This window comes from Microbacterium sp. CJ77 (genome assembly GCF_002911615.1).
In the GTDB taxonomy this organism is placed as follows: Bacteria; Actinomycetota; Actinomycetes; order Actinomycetales; family Microbacteriaceae; genus Microbacterium.
On the sequence record NZ_PQBR01000013.1, the window covers coordinates 25,075 to 40,190 of the forward strand.

Genomic DNA, 15,116 nt, shown 5'->3' on the forward strand with positions numbered 1-15,116 from the left:
ACGTGGATGCACGTGACCTATCGCCCTCCCTCGCCTCCCCCGGGCGACGGTTCTCGTCGAGAGACCGCGGCGGTGCTCGGGCGCTTCGCCCCGATGATCTACGGACCGACCGTGCTCTTCGCCGTCGGCGAGGGCGCCGTGCTGCCACTGCTGCCCGTGCTGGCGGCGCGACTCGGCGCCGACATCGCGGTCGCCGGGCTCGTGGCATCCGCTCTGGTCGTCGGTCAACTGGTCGGCAACCTGCCCGCCGGATGGGCCGTCGCCCGCATCGGCGAGCGCCTGTCGATGGCGATCGCGCTCGGGATCGCCATGCTCGGTGTGGCGGGCGCGCTCGTCGCCCCGAACATCGGGGTGCTCATGGCATCCGTCCTGCTGATCGGGCTGTGCGCCGCGGTCTTCGGGCTGGCGCGGCACTCGTTCATGACCACGCGCGTGCCTCTCGCCTACCGGGCCCGCGCCCTGTCACTGCTCGGCGGCACGTTCCGCCTCGGCATGTTCGTCGGCCCGTTCATCGCCGCCGCGCTGCTCGCGATCTTCGGCACCGAGGACGCGACGCTCTGGTTCTTCGGCATCTGCCTGATCGGCACCGCCCTGCTCGTGCTGCTGGGCCCGGATCCCGAGGCGCGACTCGCGGCCGAAGAGGCGCGCGGGGACGAGATGGATGACTCGGGTGCCCACGCGACGGAGCCCGGCGGCGTCGAGCGGACCGATATCGAACCGGAAGACACGGGCGAGGCCGTCACGGGTGCGATCCCGACATCCGAGCGCATCGGCGTGCTCCGCACGATGTGGCACAACCGGGGCGTGCTGGTGCGGCTCGGTCTGGCCGCGGCATCCCTGTCGTCCGTGCGGTCGGCGCGTCAGCTCGTGCTGCCGCTGTGGGGCCTCTCGATCGGGCTGGATGCCTCGACCATCGCACTCGTCGTCGGCATCTCGGGCGCCATCGACTTCGCCCTGTTCTACGTCAGCGGGCAGATCATGGACCGGTTCGGGCGCCTCTGGGCCGTGCTGCCGTCGATGGTGCTGATGGGCGGCGGGTTCCTCGCCCTGTCCGTGACGCACGACCTCGACGACGCGTCGATGTGGTTCGCCGCGTTCGCCATGGTGCTGAGCGTCGGCAACGGCCTCTCGAGCGGCATCCTGCTCACACTCGGAGCGGACGTCGCGCCCAAGTCGAACCCCGCACCGTTCCTCGGTTCGTGGCGCACGCTGACCGACGCGGGCGGCGCGGTGACCCCGCTGCTCGTCTCGGGTGTGACCGCCGTCTGGTCGATCGGAGGCGCGGTGGCCCTGATCGGCGTGATCGGTGTCGTGGGCGCGGCCGCCTTCGCACGGTACGTGCCGCGGTTCGTCCCCCGCGTGCGCTGACGCAGGCCCCGCACCCCCAGGCCCCACACCCCCAGGCCCCGCGCTCTGGGGGGGGTGCTACGGGGCAGCACATGAGCGAGCTCAGTCGTCGGCGAACAGCGCCAGCGTGGCGGCCCCGACGATCGGGCCGTCGCCACTCAGCCCGCTCGGCACGACGCGGACGCGCCGGGCGTACGGCAGGACGCTGGACTCGTCGGCGAATCGCTGCACCAGGTCGACGTAGTCACGGGCGACGTTCGAGAATCCCCCGGCGACCACGGCGATATCGAGGTCGAGCAGTGTCGACGCGCCCGAGATCGCCTCCCCGACGGCGCGTGCCGAGCGTTGCACCGCGGCGTGGGCGATCGGGTCGCCGCTGGCGTAAGAGACCGCGAGTTCCTCACCCGTGGCGCCATCCCACCCCTGTTCGCGCGCCCAGGCGACGGTGCGCGGTCCCGAGCCGAGCGATTCGACCGTGCCTGCGAACGGGTCCGCGTCGAGGCGCTCGCGTAACCGCAGCTGACCGATATGCCCGGCGTTGCCGCTGCGGCCGAGAGTCGGCTGGCCGTTGACGATGAACCCGCCACCGACACCCGTCGACACGATGAGCGCGAGCGCGCTCAGCGCCCCGCGTGCCGCGCCGAAGCGATACTCGGCGAGCGCGATACAGCTGCCATCCAGCGCCATCCGCACTGGCAGGGGTGCGAATCTCGCGCCGATGACGGAGCGGACCTCGGCCCCGTCCGCGCCCGGCATGTTGAGAGGCGCGATCGTGCCTGTGACCAGGTCGATCGGTCCCGCCGAGCCGACGCCGATCCCGATCACATCGCCGTCCGCGGGCCGGGCCTCGAAGGCACGCGTCGCGGCGCTCAGCACCGCCTTTTCGAGCCCCGACCGCGTGATCGTGGTGCCGGTGGGCTCGCGGAAGGATGACCCCGGCACCCGCCGCCCGCCGCGGTCGATGAGCGCGGCCTCGACCTTGGTGCCCCCGATGTCGATCGCCAGGGCGAGGTCACGACCGGAGGACCCGGATGGTTCGGGCAGGCGTGCTTTCACCTGCCCAGCTTGGACCGGCCGCGCCCCGATGCAAAGACAGGCTCTTGGCGACCCGTCAATCGACCGCTGTCCGGCTGGTCGCGGTCGCGTCGAGCGCGACTCCCGCGGGAACGAACACCGAGAACAGAATCGGATGCCACGTCGCCGCCACCGTCACCCGCGCCGAGACGCCGTCCGGCGTCGTCGCCGACACCAGCGAGACCCCCGACCCCGCGATACCGACCAGGGCACTCGCCTGCGATCGCACGCCCTCGTCGGTCAGGATCGCGCGCGGCTGACCGTCCTGCAGTACCAGCGCAAACCCGTCGGCACCGGCCAAGGCCGCGGCATCCGCCACCGAATCGACACGCTTCTGCGCGAGGTACAGGCTCGCGGCGTTCGCCCCGACCAGGATCAGAGCAATCGCGAGCACCGCGTATCCCAGGGTCAGGAGCATGACGGAGCCCTCGTCATCCGGGTCGACGTGTGAGTCGGAGCCGTGGCGCCCGACACGTCGTGCGATGCCCGTGAGCGTGTCACGCATACGTCGTATCGCGACGTTCATTCGGCCCGCCAGAACCGTGAGACCTTGTGTACAGCCGTCGCCGACACGGGCACGCTCGCGATTCGGTCGAGACCCAGGACCGGCGGCACGAGGGGCAACGGCACCCGCGCGGCCACCGAGACGACCATCGTCGCCCCGGCGCGCGGACACTCACCGCCCGCCGGGAAGCACGCGAAACCGACGTCCATTCCGCTCGCGTCGATGCCGTACTCGTCGGCGGTCGTCCGAAGGATCGCGGCCGCGCGGGCATCGGCGCTCGCTGTATCCGGTGCCATCGCGATGGCCCGCGCCAGGTGTCGAGCCCCCGATTCGACGCCCAATGCGTGCGACTGGATCACGCCGAGGGACGCGATCAGGTACACCAACGGCACGAGCAGAAGCAGCCCGACGACGATGAACTCGAGGGGCGCCGAGCCACGCTCGTCGTCTCGAAGCGCGCACCGCTCATCACTCCCGAGCGAACCCCGCCGCGACCGTCCTGCACGCCGGACTGTCCCCCTAGTCCAGAGTCTCCGCGGGTGCATACGCGCTCACCTCCAGCGCCCACGGCACACCGATCAGGCCGACCAGCGGCAGCGTCGTCCGCACCGTCACCTCGACCGCCGGGTACCCGAGGCGGTCGCTGTCTCGCGCCGAGACATCCTCGGCGAATGCCCCGCCGACCGTCCTCGTGATGATCTCTCGCGTGCGCGCGACACCCTCCGAGAGGCTCGTGTCGGCGAGCGCCGCCCGGTGTGCGCCCTCGACCGCGGCGTCGTGCACCACGTTTCGCACGTAGACGGCCACGCCGAACTGGATGATCGCGAGGGTCAGAACCGTCAGGACCACCCCCACGAGCACGAACTCGACGGGCGCGGAACCACGCGAGTCGAGAACGAGGCCGCCGAGCCGGCGATTCCGCAGAGCCATCAGCGGGTCAAAGACCCGAGACGCGCGCGATCGCCTGCTGGAACAGCTGGCCGAGGGCCGGTCCTGCGAGTGCCCAGATCAGCACGACCAATCCTGCTGTCATCAGCGTGATCAATACCCAGCCGGGTACGTCACCACGCTCGTCGTGCACGGTGTCCGCAAGGCGGCGGCGGGCGGCGAGCACTCCGCGGGTGATCGTCGAGGCGGCTGTTGCATACATGTCGGTCCTTTCGTTGAGCGGTCAGCCGAGCCCGAGGCGCAGCATGAAGACGCCCGGATAGACGGCGTAGATCACGGACAGGGGAAGGATGAGGAAGACGAGCGGTACGAGCATCAGGATCTCGGAGCGCCCGGCCCGCTCGATCAGCTCGTGTCGCGCAGCCTCGCGCGCATCGTGCGCCTGAGCCTGCAGGACGTGTACGAGCGGGGCACCACGATCGAGCGCCGCGACGAGTTGATCGACGGCCCGAGAGAAGGCGGGAAGCTCGAGCCGACGCGACAGCGCCCCGAGCGACTCGCCGAGCGACGACCCGGTGCCGGCCTCGAGAACGACCCCGGCCAGTTCGCGCGACAACTCCCCGCTGCCGATCGATCCGACACGACGAAGCGCATCGAGCAGGCTCTCGCCCGCGGCGAGACACAACCCCAAGAACTCGAGCACCGGCGGGAGCTCCTCCTGGAGCCGCGCCCGCCGGGCCGCGGCGGCGCGCTGCAACAGAACATCGCACAGCACGACCCCCGCCAGCGCCGCGATAGCGGGCACGGCCACGACGACCGGGGTGAACCCCCCGGCGAGCGACACCCCGATCAGCACGACCGAGCCGACGAGCAGGCCACCGATGCCCCACGCCAACTGCCGCGCCCGGAATCCCTCGACGCCACCCGCACGACCGGCCTGCGCCAGCCTCCGCGCGATGGTCGCCGAACCGCCGAAGAGTGCCGCGAACCGGATGCCCGCTGCCGCGAAAGCACGTCCGATGGTCGGTGACGCCCAGGCATCCGTCGTCAGCCACGGGGTCATGCCCCGGGGATCCGTCACGTCGCGCACATACGGCGCGATGCGGCGCTCGAGCGGAAGCGCCCGCCACCGTGGCAACAGTGCGATCAGAAACCAGGCGCCCAGCCCGAACGCCGTGCCGAGCACGACCGCGAGCGCCAGGGAACTGAGCGGAGCGGCGCCGAACACTCCCGCGTTCATGCGAGCCACCGCCGCGGCTCGGGAAGTCGTCCCAGGCCGAGCATCAACCGGTAGGCCAGCAGCGAGACCAGCCCGCCGGCGACCACGAGCGCGATTCCCTCCGGACTCGCGTACGCGCGCGCCCCCTCGGGCCGCAACGACAGCAGCGCGAGGATGACCCAGGGCGCGACGACCCCGAGCAGGGCGGCGCCGCGAATCCACGACTGCCGCGCCTCGACCTCGGCTCGCAAGGCCGCATCGGCGCGGACCGCCGTCGACAGTGCCCGCAGCACCCCGGGCAGCTCGGTCCCGCCGACGTGCCGCGCCATCCGGAGCGTCTCGACGATGCGGTCGGCGATCGGGTCGGCGAGCAGGGCCTTGAGGCGCAGCGCGCTCGAGTCGAAGTGCCCGGACGCCGCCATGTCGCGCGCAAACGTCGCGAACGCGGGACGCAAGAGCGGCGGCGCCGAGACCGCGAGATTCGCGACGGCATCGGGCAACGACATGCCCGCCCGGACAGCCGAGATGAGGTGGTCGCAGACGTCCGACCACAGCCCCCGACGCGAGCGGATGAGTTGGGTGCGCCGACCCCGCAGCCACAGCACCGGCGCCACCCCACCGAACAGCGCCGCACAGACGGCGAGGATCGGCACCCCGAGCAGCAGCCAGGCGAGCGCCGCACCGATGGCCGCCAACAGCAGCGACACGGCGACGACGACGCGTGGTCGCACGTGCGACATGCCCGTCTCCTCGAGCAAGCGAGACAGGGCGCTCGACCCGGCACGCGCTCCCGCGCCCTCCGGTGGCTCGGGGCGCTTGGGCCACAACCACGGCGCGATGGCGAACAGCAGGCCCGCGGCGAGCACCCCACCCCAGAGGAAGGTCACGTATCGCCCCCGACCCGCTCGACCTCGATCGCTCCCCCGACGATGCGCCCGGTCGTCGCGGCGATCTCACTCACCCGACGGCGTCCGTCGGCATCGCGGGAGCAGTGCACGACGAGGTCGACGCCCGCGGCGATCGCGGGCAGGACGAAGGATGAATCGATGTTCCGGCCTGCCAGGAGGGGCAGAGCGGCGAGTTTGGCCAGCGCATCCTTCGCGGTGTTCGCGTGAATCGATGCCATGCCGGGCACACCGGTGTTGAGGGCCAGCACGAGGTCGAGCGCCTCGGCGTCACGCACCTCGCCGACGACCAGACGGTCGGGCCGCATGCGCAGCGCCTCTTTCACGAGGCGCCGAAGCGACACCTCGCCCGTGCCCTCGAGGCTCGGCTGCCGACCCTGCAGCGCGACGATGTCGGGCGCATCGACGCCGAGCTCGAACGTCTCCTCCACCGTGACGACACGGTGATCCGCGGGGCACGCGGCGATCAGGGCCGCGAGCAGCGTGGTCTTGCCCGCGTGGGTAGGACCCGAGACCAGGATGCTTCGACCGGCACCGACCGCCCCGCGCAGCAGATCGGCATCGGCGTGACGGAGCGACCCGAGCCCGACGAGCGCGTCGAGGTCGCGGTAGGCCGGCGTGAACTTGCGGATGTTCACGGACCAATGCCGGCGGGTGATGTCGGGGATCACGACGTGGACCCGCGAGCCATCCGGCAGCGATGCGTCGACGAACGGCTGACTCAGGTCGACGCGCCGACCGGTCGGGTGCAGCATCCGTTCGACCAGGTCGCGCACCTGCTCGTCGGTCAGGCGGACCGCAATCCGCTCCGAGACACCGGCCCGGGCCACGAAGATCCGGTCGGGCGCGTTGATCCAGACCTCTTCGACCCCCGGATCGTCGAGGTATGGCTGCAGCGGCCCGAACCCCGTGACCTGAGCCAGCGCGCCGCGCACGCACGCCGCCTCGTCCTCGACGAGCGGTAGGCCCCGGGCCAGGGCGACATCGTTGTGCCTGCGTACCTCGGCGAGCGCGAACCGATGTGCGGCCGCAGGATCGAGGGCCGGATCGATCCGCTCCGCCCGCAATCGATCCCGCACCCGCGCCGCCACGACCTGCTCTGGAGACGCATCGATGGATGCCATCGCGGCAGGAAGAGCGGGGCCGCGATGGGCGGAATCGAGGGCGGACGGCACCAGGGCATCCTCGCAAGATGCCCGCGGAGGCATCCGGAATTATCCACAGGCGGCCGACGGCACGTCGAGCGCGACGCCTGGGGGTATTGGGATGACCTATATAGCAGGTCGGCAAAGGTCGTTTGCTCTCGGCACCCCTGCGACCTAGCGTCCACAGTGACATCCACAGTGAGACAACGGAAGGACGTCACCCGCGATGCACAAAGCCATGCAACTCGACCATCCCGCTCCCCTCTCCACGCGTCCCCTGGCATGGCGCGATGTCGCCACGCCGGCTCCCGGCCCCGGCGAGCTGCTGATCCGGGTGGCCGCCTGCGGCGTATGCCGTTCCAATCTGCACATGATCGTCGGCGACTGGGCCGGCGCCGGGCTGCCCGCGATCTCGCCGATCGTGCCGGGGCATGAAGTGACCGGCACGGTCGCCGAAGTCGGGCCCGATGTCGAGGGGTTCGCGCCCGGAGACCGGGTCGGAGTGCAGCCGCTCTGGTGGACCTGCGAGGAGTGCGAGTACTGCACGTCGGGCCGAGAGCAGTACTGCCTGCGTCGGCGCATCACCGGCGAGATGGTCGACGGCGGCTACGCCGAATACATGATCTCGACGGCAGCGCACACGTACCGCGTCCCGCCGGAGTTGGACCTCGTGGCGGCCGCACCGCTCTTCTGCCCGGGGATCACGGCCTACGGCGCGATCTCGCGGCTGGACCTGAAACCCGGAAGCAAGCTCGCCGTGTTCGGTCTGGGCGGCGTCGGCCATATGGCGGTGCAGTTCGCGCGACTCGCCGGCGCCGAGGTCACCGCGGTCGCGCGCGGCCTCGACCACCTCGAGGTCGCGCGTGAGCTCGGCGCAGAGCACGTCGTCGATGCGTCACAGGTGGATCCGGCGAGTCAGCTGGCCGGGACGATGGACGCGGCGGTCATCTTCGCGCCATCCGACACCGTCGCGCAGCAGGCGCTGGCCTCCGTCAAACGCGGCGGGACCGTCGTGCTCGGGGTCATCGCCTCGTTCGGCACGATCACCTTCGCCGAGGGCAAGACGATCATCGAGTCGATGCTCGGATCCCGTGCGCAGATGAACGAGGTGCTCGCCCTCGCGGCGGCCGGTGAAGTCCGTACGGTCATCGATGCATTCCCGCTGGCCGACGCCGAGAGCGTGCTCGATCGGCTCGCGGCCGGCTCGCTCCGCTCGCGTGCCGTCCTTCGGGCCTGAACCGCATTCTGCTCAGCCCGCCGACAGCCGATCGGTCAGGGCCGTGATCTGCGCCGAACCGAACGTGATTCCCGGGAACCAGTCGGGCAGCACGATCCGTCCCTCGGCGATGGCCGTATCGAGAAGCCTGTTCATCGTGTCCTTGCCCGCGGTGAGTTCGTAGGTCGCGACATGCGTCGCGTGCGGGGGCAGCAGCGGGTCGACCAGCGATGCCAGCGCTTTCCAACGATGCGCGGCCGCCAACTCCCCGATCTCGACGTTCTCGCGCACGTGCTCGTGGTACCAGGCCTCGAACTCGGCCGTTGAGATTCCCTCCGGCGGGGCGCTGAACACCAGGTACAGACTGTCGGCATCGAGAGTGTGTGCCGAACGAACCTCGTCGATCGCCGCGAGGTCGTATACGGCGAACCGGGTGCGCGCGATGAAGTCCGGGCGTTCGCCCCGTGCGACGACCGCATCCATCAGCTCCAGGGTCTCCGCGTGGTCGCCGTCGACTTCGTAGAGTCCGCAGTACGTGTACACCGTCGGGGATGTCTTGCCCGCTCCGACGCTCGGCTGCAGGGCGTAGAGACGACCCGACGCGACGCCCTCGACGCGGAGCAGGGCATCCATCTCCCCCTCATGCCACGCCTCGAAGTCGGCGGGATCGACCTCCTCCGGGGGAAGCGCGAACACCGCTCGCAGGGGGTTCCATGTGCTCGACATCATCTGTCTCCTTCGACGAGATCTGGGGTGCGGATGCGACCCACCAGGCGTGAGCGCACCGTCCATCGGCATCCGCACCGCCAAGTCACAGGGTGCTGGCTGTGCGCCCCGGGAGCAAAGAGCGAAACCTGTTGTCCTGCTTTTGCTCCGCAAATGGCTGCCCCGGCGATTCCGCACATCGCGGGCAGAGGGCGCCTAACGCAGGATGAGCGGATTGAGGTTGACTCCGTTCGCACCCGGCACCGCGAGGGGGGCCAACACCAGCGCTCCCGCGACCCGCGTGCCGGGTCCGATCTCTGATCGCAGCCGTGCGAAATCGCAGTTGTCCACGAGCGGAAGGCCTATCGCCCACCCGAGGATATGGGCGGAAGCGTGCGCCTCCTTCGCGTCACGCGAGTCCAACATGTCCCAGGCGAGAATCGACACGGGGTGGTCAGCGATCCATCGTGCCGCAGATTCCGCCAGTCCCCCGCCCGCGTCCTCGTCCGTCCCGGGCCCTCCCAACAGATGACCGACGTGCGCCTCGAAGCGGTCGCGTCCCATGTCGACGCAGAGCGCATCACCGGGTTCTACGCGCACCCCGGCCCCCTCGAGCGCCTCTTCGATGTCCGACCCGGTGACGGGGCGGTCGGCCCAGGCCGTGCCCCGCAGAGTCGGGATGTCCACGTACAGGGCCCGCGCGAGGATGCCCGAATCCCCCAGGGTGTCCACGCCGCCCTGGTCGCGCGAGTTCACATAGCGCCCGCCGTAGAACGTCCCGCCGACCGCGACATGGTTCAGCGCGTCGAGATGGGTGTTCTGCAGCCCGTGCGGATCGAGCCGGAGGTGCGACAGCCCCCACCCCAGACCGTCCGGGCTTTCGACGTACTCGGACCTGTGGTCGAACGTGGGGTTTTCGGGTGTGGTGTTGAAATCGTCGGCACGCACCGGGCGCGCCAGGCTGATCGTTCGCCCCGACACGATGCATGCCGCGGCCCGGGCCGCGGCGGCATCATCCAGCAGGTTGAGCGTGCCGCGCGCGTTCGCCGCGCCATAGCGGCGGTTGCGCGAGGCCTCCAGCACCCAGTCGGGAACGATCGCTGAGCGCGAGATCTCTTCGTCGTGATCCATCGCGCCACCATACTGTGCACGAAGAAAACTGTGTGTGCGGTGCATACCACTCTTCGACAGGTCGACGCGAACCGCGGGGATGACAGACTGCCGGGGTGCAAGAGATTCGCTACACGATTCGACAACTGCAGCATTTCGTCGCGGTGGCGGATGCCGGATCCATCAGCCGTGCGGTGGAGCTGACCCACACCTCGCAGCCCGGGATCTCCCTCTCTGTTTCGGAGCTCGAGCGCGGAATCGGCGTCAAGCTCTTCGTCCGACAGCGCACGAAGGGAATGTCCCTCACGCCGGCCGGCACCGACTTCCTGAGGTTCGCGCGCGAACTGCTCTCTGCGGCAGAGATGCTCCAGACACGCATGGATACCGAGAAGGGCAGCTTGAGCGGGAGGCTCCCCATCGGATGCTATTTCACTCTCGAAGCCATGCTGTTGACTCCGTTGATCGCCGGCTTCCACGACGAGGCACCCGGCATCGCCCTGGACGTGCAGGACGGCACGCAGCCCGAGCTCGAGCGAGGCCTGCGAGAGGGCGCGACCGAGCTCGCGATCCTCTACGACGACCATCTCGCCACCGATCTGACCAGCATCGTCATCGATATCGTCCGACCGTACGTGCTGCTGCCGCCCGATCACCGATTCGCGCAGGACGATCAGGTGAGCCTCGTCGACCTGGCGGACGAGCCCATGATCCTCTTCGATAGCGCGCCGAGCAGTCAGAACTGGGAATCCGCGCTTTCGCGCATCGGCATCGAGCCTCGCGTCACGATGCGCACGCGCAATTTCGAGTTCGTGCGCTGCCTGGTCGGGCGCGGACTCGGCTACGGCTTCCTCATGCAGCGCCCCGTCACGGATGTGACCTATGAGGGCACGAGAGTGGTTCCCAAGTCGATCCAGGAGCCCATGCCGACGACATCTGTCGTGCTCGCGTATCTACGGGGCGCACCGCTCTCGCCGCGCGCCCAGCGTTTCATCGAGTTCGCTGTGCAGGAACGCTCCGAGACCCTGCTCCAAGCACACGGCGAGTCCGCCCGGCGACGACCCCCGATCACCAGCGCGTGATCGGGCTCCCGCGGCGCCGATAAGGAAAGCAAAGGTCCCTGTTCAGTAACGCCGTGTTGATGGGGCCCACCGGCCTGATGCAGTCTGAACGCACACCCCATCCCGATGGGGCGAGGGCATCGCCCTCCGGAGTCGCAGATGATTCCGGAGAGCGGCGCGACAACCTCTTTCACCGGAGTCGAAGCTGACTCCGGACGACGCGATGGCGCGCTGCTTGCGTGCGTCACGGAAGGTTTGGAATGACGATGAACCCAGCTCGTGCCACCGGCCCCGGTTCCATGCCGACGCGCTTCGCCACCACCGGCCGGATCACGGCATGACGTCGGTGGCGACCGGCGTCGACCGGAGGCTGCTGCTCAGCACGCAGTCGCTCCGCAAGGCGTTCGGGCAGACCAAGGCGCTCACCGACTGCACGTTCCGACTCGCCGCGGGCGAGGTGCATGCGATAGCGGGCGAGAACGGCTCGGGAAAGAGCACACTGGTGAAGATCCTCAGCGGCGTGCACCAGCCCGACTCCGGTGATATCGACTCGGACGGGACCGCCGTCCGAGGTTTCCGGAGCCCGCGGGCCTCGCAGGAACGCGGCATCGTCACCGTCTTCCAGGAGATCCTGGTCGCCCCCGCGCGCTCGGTGCTCGACAACATCTGGCTCGGGGCGGAGACACCCATCCGCGCGGGGATCTCGTCCGCCGAGAAGAAGGCGACCGCCTCGATGTGGGTCGAGCGGCTGCTCGGCACCTCGATCGATCTGTCGATGCCCGCCGAGGACCTCTCGCTGAGCGATCGACAGGCGTGCTGCATCGCCCGGGCGCTCGTGCGCAATCCGCGGGTGCTCATCCTCGACGAGGCGACCTCGGCACTGGACGTCGGTACCCGCGACCGCCTCTTCGAGATCGTGCGCGAACTCGCCGCCCGGGGCACGGGGGTGGTGCTGATCACGCACCGCATGGACGAGATCGAGGCTATCGGCGATCGCATCACGGTCATGCGATCGGGCGCCACCGTCGGCACCTTCGAGCGCGGAGACTGGCGCCCGAGCCAGGTCGTAGCCCTCATGTCGGGCACGGGTGAACGCGAGCAACGGGAGCGCGCCCGCGATCGGGCTCGCCACCTCGGACCCGTGCTCCTGCGGGCGAAGCAGCTACGGCTCCGCGCCGGAGGGGAGCCGTTCGACGTCGAGATCCGGGCCGGCGAACTCGTCGGCCTCGCGGGGCTCGAGGGCCACGGGCAGGAGGCGTTTCTGGAGGCGTTGCGCGGAACGGGTCCCGCGCGCGGCGATGTCGAACGCATCATCGGCGAGAAGACATCCCCGATCCGCTCGATCTCGGATGCCTCGAATAACGGCGTCGCCTACGTTCCTCGCGAACGCGGCCGCGAATCGATGTTCGGCTGGATGTCGATCCGCGAGAACTTCGGCATGCCGACCCTCGACAAGGACACGGTCGGGGGCTGGCTGCGACCGGCCTCCACATCTCGACGACTGGATCACTACGTCCGGCGCATGGGGATCGTGCTGGGCGATCCCGAAGACCGCATCACGACGCTCAGCGGTGGAAACGCCCAGAAGGTCGTCATCGCACGGTGGCTCGCGGCAGAGCCGAAGGTGCTCCTCCTCAACGACCCGACACGCGGCATCGACGTCAACGCGAAACGAGACCTCTACGAGCTGCTGACAACCCTGGTGACCGCAGGCTTGGCGGTCGTGATGCTCTCGACGGACGTCGACGAACATGTCGACCTGATGGACCGCGTGCTGGTGTTCCGCGAGGGCGAACTCTATCGGGAGATGCCCGCGGCGGAGCTGTCCCGGAGCGCCCTGGTCTCGGCGTACTTCGCGGATCCGGAAGAAATGCAGGGGGGCGCCCGATCATGACCGACACCATCCTGACCACGTCCCGGGCGGGTCGCCGAGGATTCAGCGTCCGTGACTTCCTGCGCCGCAACAGTTACGTCATCGCGCTGCTGCTCGCGGTGATCCTGCTGGTGGCGAACCTGATCATCCAGCCGAACTTCGGCTGGGTCCAGCAGCTCGCGACATTCGCCCCGCTCGCAATCGCCGCTATGGCGAGCACCCCCTCGATCATCAGCGGTCGCGGCGGATTCGATCTGTCGATATCGCCGCTGATGACCTTCTGCTCGGCCGTGTTCATCATCGTCCTCGTGCCGAACGGCCTCGGCGGCATCGAAGCCGTCCCCCTCGTGCTGCTCGTCGGAGCAGTCATGGGCGGGATAAATGGACTGCTCATCGTGCTCCTGCGCGTTCCGCCGATGGTGGTCACGCTGGCGATGTATTTCGTCCTCATCGGCGTGAATCTCAAGTTCATCCCGAACCCCGTCAGCATGACGGGGAGCTGGGTCTCGAGTCTCTCCGGAATGGTCGGCCCGATTCCCGGCGGGCTCATCATGATCTCCATCCCGCTGCTCATCTGGGGCGCTATCGGGTTCATCCCCTACAAGAGGATGCTCTACGCGGTCGGCAGCGACGACGCCGCCGCGTTCGCGAGCGGAGTGAACGTCGCGTTCGTCCGGCTGATGGCTTACGTCTTCGGGGGCCTCTTCGCGGCGATCGGATCGTTCGCCCTGGTCGCGCTCGTCAGCTCTGCGGACGCGGGGCAGTCCTCGTCGTACACCCTGGTCGCCGTCGCCGCCGTCGCGCTCGGCGGGACCTCGCTCGTCGGCGGGCGTGGCGGTGTGCTCGGCTCGCTGCTCGGCGCGGCCGTCATCTACTTGCTGCAGAGTCTGCTGCGCGGGCTGGACGTCAACCCCACCTGGCTGCAGCTGCTCTACGGCGTCGTGCTCATCCTTGCCGTCGTGCTCGGCGCGCAACTGACTCGCAAGAAGAAGGAATCCGCATGAGCTCCTCCATCGCACCAGCGTCGCGAACCGCCTCGCCCGGATTCTCGGGCACGCTCAGACGGGCCGCAGCGATCCAACGCCGATTCCCTGTGCTGCAGGTGCTTGCGCTCATCATCGTCTATGTCGTCGGTGCCGTCACACTCGACGGATTCTTCAGCTTCCCCGCCCTGCAGTCCATCCTCGTGCTGGCGGCGCTCGCGGGATTGGCATCCGTCGGACAGACGCTGCTGATCATCATGGGCGGATTCGATCTGTCGGTATCGGGTTTCATCGTCGCCGGCGCACTCTCGGTCACGAGTCTCAGTTCGATCTACAACGTCGACGTGGGGGTGGCACTGGGCATCACGGTGATCGCCGCGACCCTGCTCGGCGGCGCAGCCGGTCAGATCTGTCATCGACTCAGCATTCCGCCCCTGGTCGTCACACTCGGTACGGGCGCGATCGCTCTCGGTGCCATGCAGATTCAGACCGGCGGAGCCCTCGCGGGCAGCGCACCTCAGTGGCTCTCGATGCTGTCTTCGCCGATCCAGTCCACGTTCGGCATCCCCTTCCCGCCGGTGGTCGTGATCTGGGTCGTCGTGATCATCGCCGTCGCACTGTTCCTGCACCGCACGGTACCCGGTCGGCACATCCTCGCCACCGGCGCCAATCCCCTGGCGGCAGAGAACTCGCTCGTGAAGACGCGGACGGTGTGGACCCTCGTGTTCGCGTTCAGCGCCGTGGCGTCCGTCCTCGTGGGCGTCCTGCTCGCGGGGTTCTCCGGCAGCGTCGACTCGACGCTCGGCAACCCTTACCTGTTCCAGTCCGTCGCGACCGTGGTCGTCGGGGGCACGGTGTTCGGCGGTCCTGGCGACTACACCCGTACGGTCATCGGCACGTTGTTCCTGTCGGTCCTCATGATCGTGCTCATCGGGCACGGAGCCGACACGGCCGACCAGCAGCTGCTCTACGGCATCATCATCCTCCTCGCCGTGACCCTGTACGGACGCGAGCGACGAATCCGAGATCTCGTCTGAACTCGACCCATCCCGATCCCCTCGAAAGCTGCACGCAGCTTTCGTTGCACA

16 protein-coding genes are annotated in these 15,116 nt (G+C 69.1%); 6 read left to right on the forward strand and 10 right to left on the reverse strand.

Annotation, left to right across the window (positions count from 1 at the left end):
* Nucleotides 1-6 precede the first annotated feature (6 nt).
* On the forward strand, nucleotides 7-1,368 hold the full coding sequence (locus tag C2868_RS08955) for an MFS transporter (protein ID WP_374935772.1): 1,362 nt from the start codon (nucleotides 7-9) through the stop codon (nucleotides 1,366-1,368).
* Between the two features lie 81 nt (nucleotides 1,369-1,449).
* On the opposite strand, the gene C2868_RS08960 is transcribed toward C2868_RS08955, so the two are convergent.
* From C2868_RS08960 to C2868_RS08995, 8 genes are all read right to left on the reverse strand, one after another.
* Complete coding sequence (locus tag C2868_RS08960) at nucleotides 1,450-2,403, reverse strand: ROK family protein (protein ID WP_232711152.1); 954 nt, start codon at nucleotides 2,401-2,403, stop codon at nucleotides 1,450-1,452.
* Nucleotides 2,404-2,458: 55 nt separating this feature from the next.
* Nucleotides 2,459-2,839 (reverse strand): hypothetical protein, encoded by a 381-nt coding sequence (locus tag C2868_RS08965; protein WP_100811280.1) that lies wholly within the window; start codon nucleotides 2,837-2,839, stop codon nucleotides 2,459-2,461.
* 104 nt (nucleotides 2,840-2,943) lie between these two features.
* Nucleotides 2,944-3,471 (reverse strand): TadE family protein, encoded by a 528-nt coding sequence (locus C2868_RS08970; protein ID WP_258034425.1) that lies wholly within the window; start codon nucleotides 3,469-3,471, stop codon nucleotides 2,944-2,946.
* The gene (locus C2868_RS08975; protein ID WP_100810490.1) at nucleotides 3,446-3,856 is read right to left on the reverse strand and encodes a TadE/TadG family type IV pilus assembly protein; all 411 of its coding nucleotides are present in this window, start codon (nucleotides 3,854-3,856) and stop codon (nucleotides 3,446-3,448) included. The genes C2868_RS08970 and C2868_RS08975 overlap by 26 nt, the downstream gene beginning before the upstream one ends.
* A 7-nt stretch (nucleotides 3,857-3,863) precedes the next feature.
* A complete protein-coding gene (locus C2868_RS08980; RefSeq protein ID WP_100810489.1) occupies nucleotides 3,864-4,076 on the reverse strand; it encodes a hypothetical protein in 213 nt (70 codons plus the stop codon).
* A gap of 21 nt (nucleotides 4,077-4,097) precedes the next feature.
* Entirely contained in the window at nucleotides 4,098-5,054 is a 957-nt protein-coding gene (locus C2868_RS08985) for a type II secretion system F family protein (RefSeq protein ID WP_100811278.1), read from the reverse strand.
* Nucleotides 5,051-5,920, reverse strand: a complete 870-nt coding sequence (locus C2868_RS08990) for a type II secretion system F family protein (protein WP_100810488.1) — start codon at nucleotides 5,918-5,920, stop codon at nucleotides 5,051-5,053. The genes C2868_RS08985 and C2868_RS08990 overlap by 4 nt, the downstream gene beginning before the upstream one ends.
* Nucleotides 5,917-7,062 carry a CpaF family protein gene (locus C2868_RS08995; RefSeq protein ID WP_100811277.1) on the reverse strand — a complete coding sequence of 382 codons (1,146 nt, stop codon included), beginning with the start codon at nucleotides 7,060-7,062 and terminating at the stop codon, nucleotides 5,917-5,919. Before C2868_RS08995 ends, C2868_RS08990 begins: the two co-directional genes overlap by 4 nt.
* 247 nt (nucleotides 7,063-7,309) lie before the next feature.
* On the opposite strand from C2868_RS08995, the gene C2868_RS09000 reads away from it, so the two are divergent.
* Nucleotides 7,310-8,320, forward strand: coding sequence for an alcohol dehydrogenase catalytic domain-containing protein (locus C2868_RS09000; RefSeq protein WP_100810487.1), 1,011 nt, complete (start codon nucleotides 7,310-7,312; stop codon nucleotides 8,318-8,320).
* A 12-nt stretch (nucleotides 8,321-8,332) separates the two neighbouring features.
* Here C2868_RS09000 and C2868_RS09005 read toward each other — a convergent pair whose 3' ends face one another.
* Together C2868_RS09005 and C2868_RS09010 are read right to left on the reverse strand one after the other, a co-directional pair.
* Nucleotides 8,333-9,028, reverse strand: a complete 696-nt coding sequence (locus C2868_RS09005; protein ID WP_100810486.1) for a hypothetical protein — start codon at nucleotides 9,026-9,028, stop codon at nucleotides 8,333-8,335.
* A 192-nt stretch (nucleotides 9,029-9,220) separates the two neighbouring features.
* Nucleotides 9,221-10,135: a cyclase family protein gene (locus C2868_RS09010; protein ID WP_157813893.1), complete on the reverse strand. Its 915-nt coding sequence runs from the start codon at nucleotides 10,133-10,135 to the stop codon at nucleotides 9,221-9,223.
* A 95-nt stretch (nucleotides 10,136-10,230) separates the two neighbouring features.
* On the opposite strand from C2868_RS09010, the gene C2868_RS09015 reads away from it, so the two are divergent.
* The 4 genes from C2868_RS09015 (at nucleotide 10,231) to C2868_RS09030 (ending at nucleotide 15,065) form a co-directional block, all read left to right on the forward strand.
* Nucleotides 10,231-11,193 (forward strand): LysR substrate-binding domain-containing protein, encoded by a 963-nt coding sequence (locus C2868_RS09015; protein ID WP_100810484.1) that lies wholly within the window; start codon nucleotides 10,231-10,233, stop codon nucleotides 11,191-11,193.
* Between the two features lie 316 nt (nucleotides 11,194-11,509).
* The gene (locus tag C2868_RS09020) at nucleotides 11,510-13,066 is read left to right on the forward strand and encodes a sugar ABC transporter ATP-binding protein (protein ID WP_181003408.1); all 1,557 of its coding nucleotides are present in this window, start codon (nucleotides 11,510-11,512) and stop codon (nucleotides 13,064-13,066) included.
* On the forward strand, nucleotides 13,063-14,049 hold the full coding sequence (locus C2868_RS09025; RefSeq protein WP_100810482.1) for an ABC transporter permease: 987 nt from the start codon (nucleotides 13,063-13,065) through the stop codon (nucleotides 14,047-14,049). Before C2868_RS09020 ends, C2868_RS09025 begins: the two co-directional genes overlap by 4 nt.
* Nucleotides 14,046-15,065: an ABC transporter permease gene (locus C2868_RS09030; protein WP_100810481.1), complete on the forward strand. Its 1,020-nt coding sequence runs from the start codon at nucleotides 14,046-14,048 to the stop codon at nucleotides 15,063-15,065. The genes C2868_RS09025 and C2868_RS09030 overlap by 4 nt, the downstream gene beginning before the upstream one ends.
* The last annotated feature ends 51 nt before the right edge of the window (nucleotides 15,066-15,116 follow it).

Coding starts and splice junctions, on each gene's coding strand:
- C2868_RS08955 (WP_374935772.1), top strand. CDS start 7: ATGCACGTGACCTATCGCCCTCCCTCGCCTCCCCCGGGCGACGGTTCT.
- C2868_RS08965 (WP_100811280.1), bottom strand. CDS start 2,839: ATGCTCCTGACCCTGGGATACGCGGTGCTCGCGATTGCTCTGATCCTG.
- C2868_RS08970 (WP_258034425.1), bottom strand. CDS start 3,471: ATGCACCCGCGGAGACTCTGGACTAGGGGGACAGTCCGGCGTGCAGGA.
- C2868_RS08975 (WP_100810490.1), bottom strand. CDS start 3,856: ATGGCTCTGCGGAATCGCCGGCTCGGCGGCCTCGTTCTCGACTCGCGT.
- C2868_RS08980 (WP_100810489.1), bottom strand. CDS start 4,076: ATGTATGCAACAGCCGCCTCGACGATCACCCGCGGAGTGCTCGCCGCC.
- C2868_RS08985 (WP_100811278.1), bottom strand. CDS start 5,054: ATGAACGCGGGAGTGTTCGGCGCCGCTCCGCTCAGTTCCCTGGCGCTC.
- C2868_RS08995 (WP_100811277.1), bottom strand. CDS start 7,062: ATGGCATCCATCGATGCGTCTCCAGAGCAGGTCGTGGCGGCGCGGGTG.
- C2868_RS09000 (WP_100810487.1), top strand. CDS start 7,310: ATGCACAAAGCCATGCAACTCGACCATCCCGCTCCCCTCTCCACGCGT.
- C2868_RS09005 (WP_100810486.1), bottom strand. CDS start 9,028: ATGATGTCGAGCACATGGAACCCCCTGCGAGCGGTGTTCGCGCTTCCC.
- C2868_RS09010 (WP_157813893.1), bottom strand. CDS start 10,135: ATGGATCACGACGAAGAGATCTCGCGCTCAGCGATCGTTCCCGACTGG.
- C2868_RS09020 (WP_181003408.1), top strand. CDS start 11,510: ATGACGTCGGTGGCGACCGGCGTCGACCGGAGGCTGCTGCTCAGCACG.
- C2868_RS09025 (WP_100810482.1), top strand. CDS start 13,063: ATGACCGACACCATCCTGACCACGTCCCGGGCGGGTCGCCGAGGATTC.
- C2868_RS09030 (WP_100810481.1), top strand. CDS start 14,046: ATGAGCTCCTCCATCGCACCAGCGTCGCGAACCGCCTCGCCCGGATTC.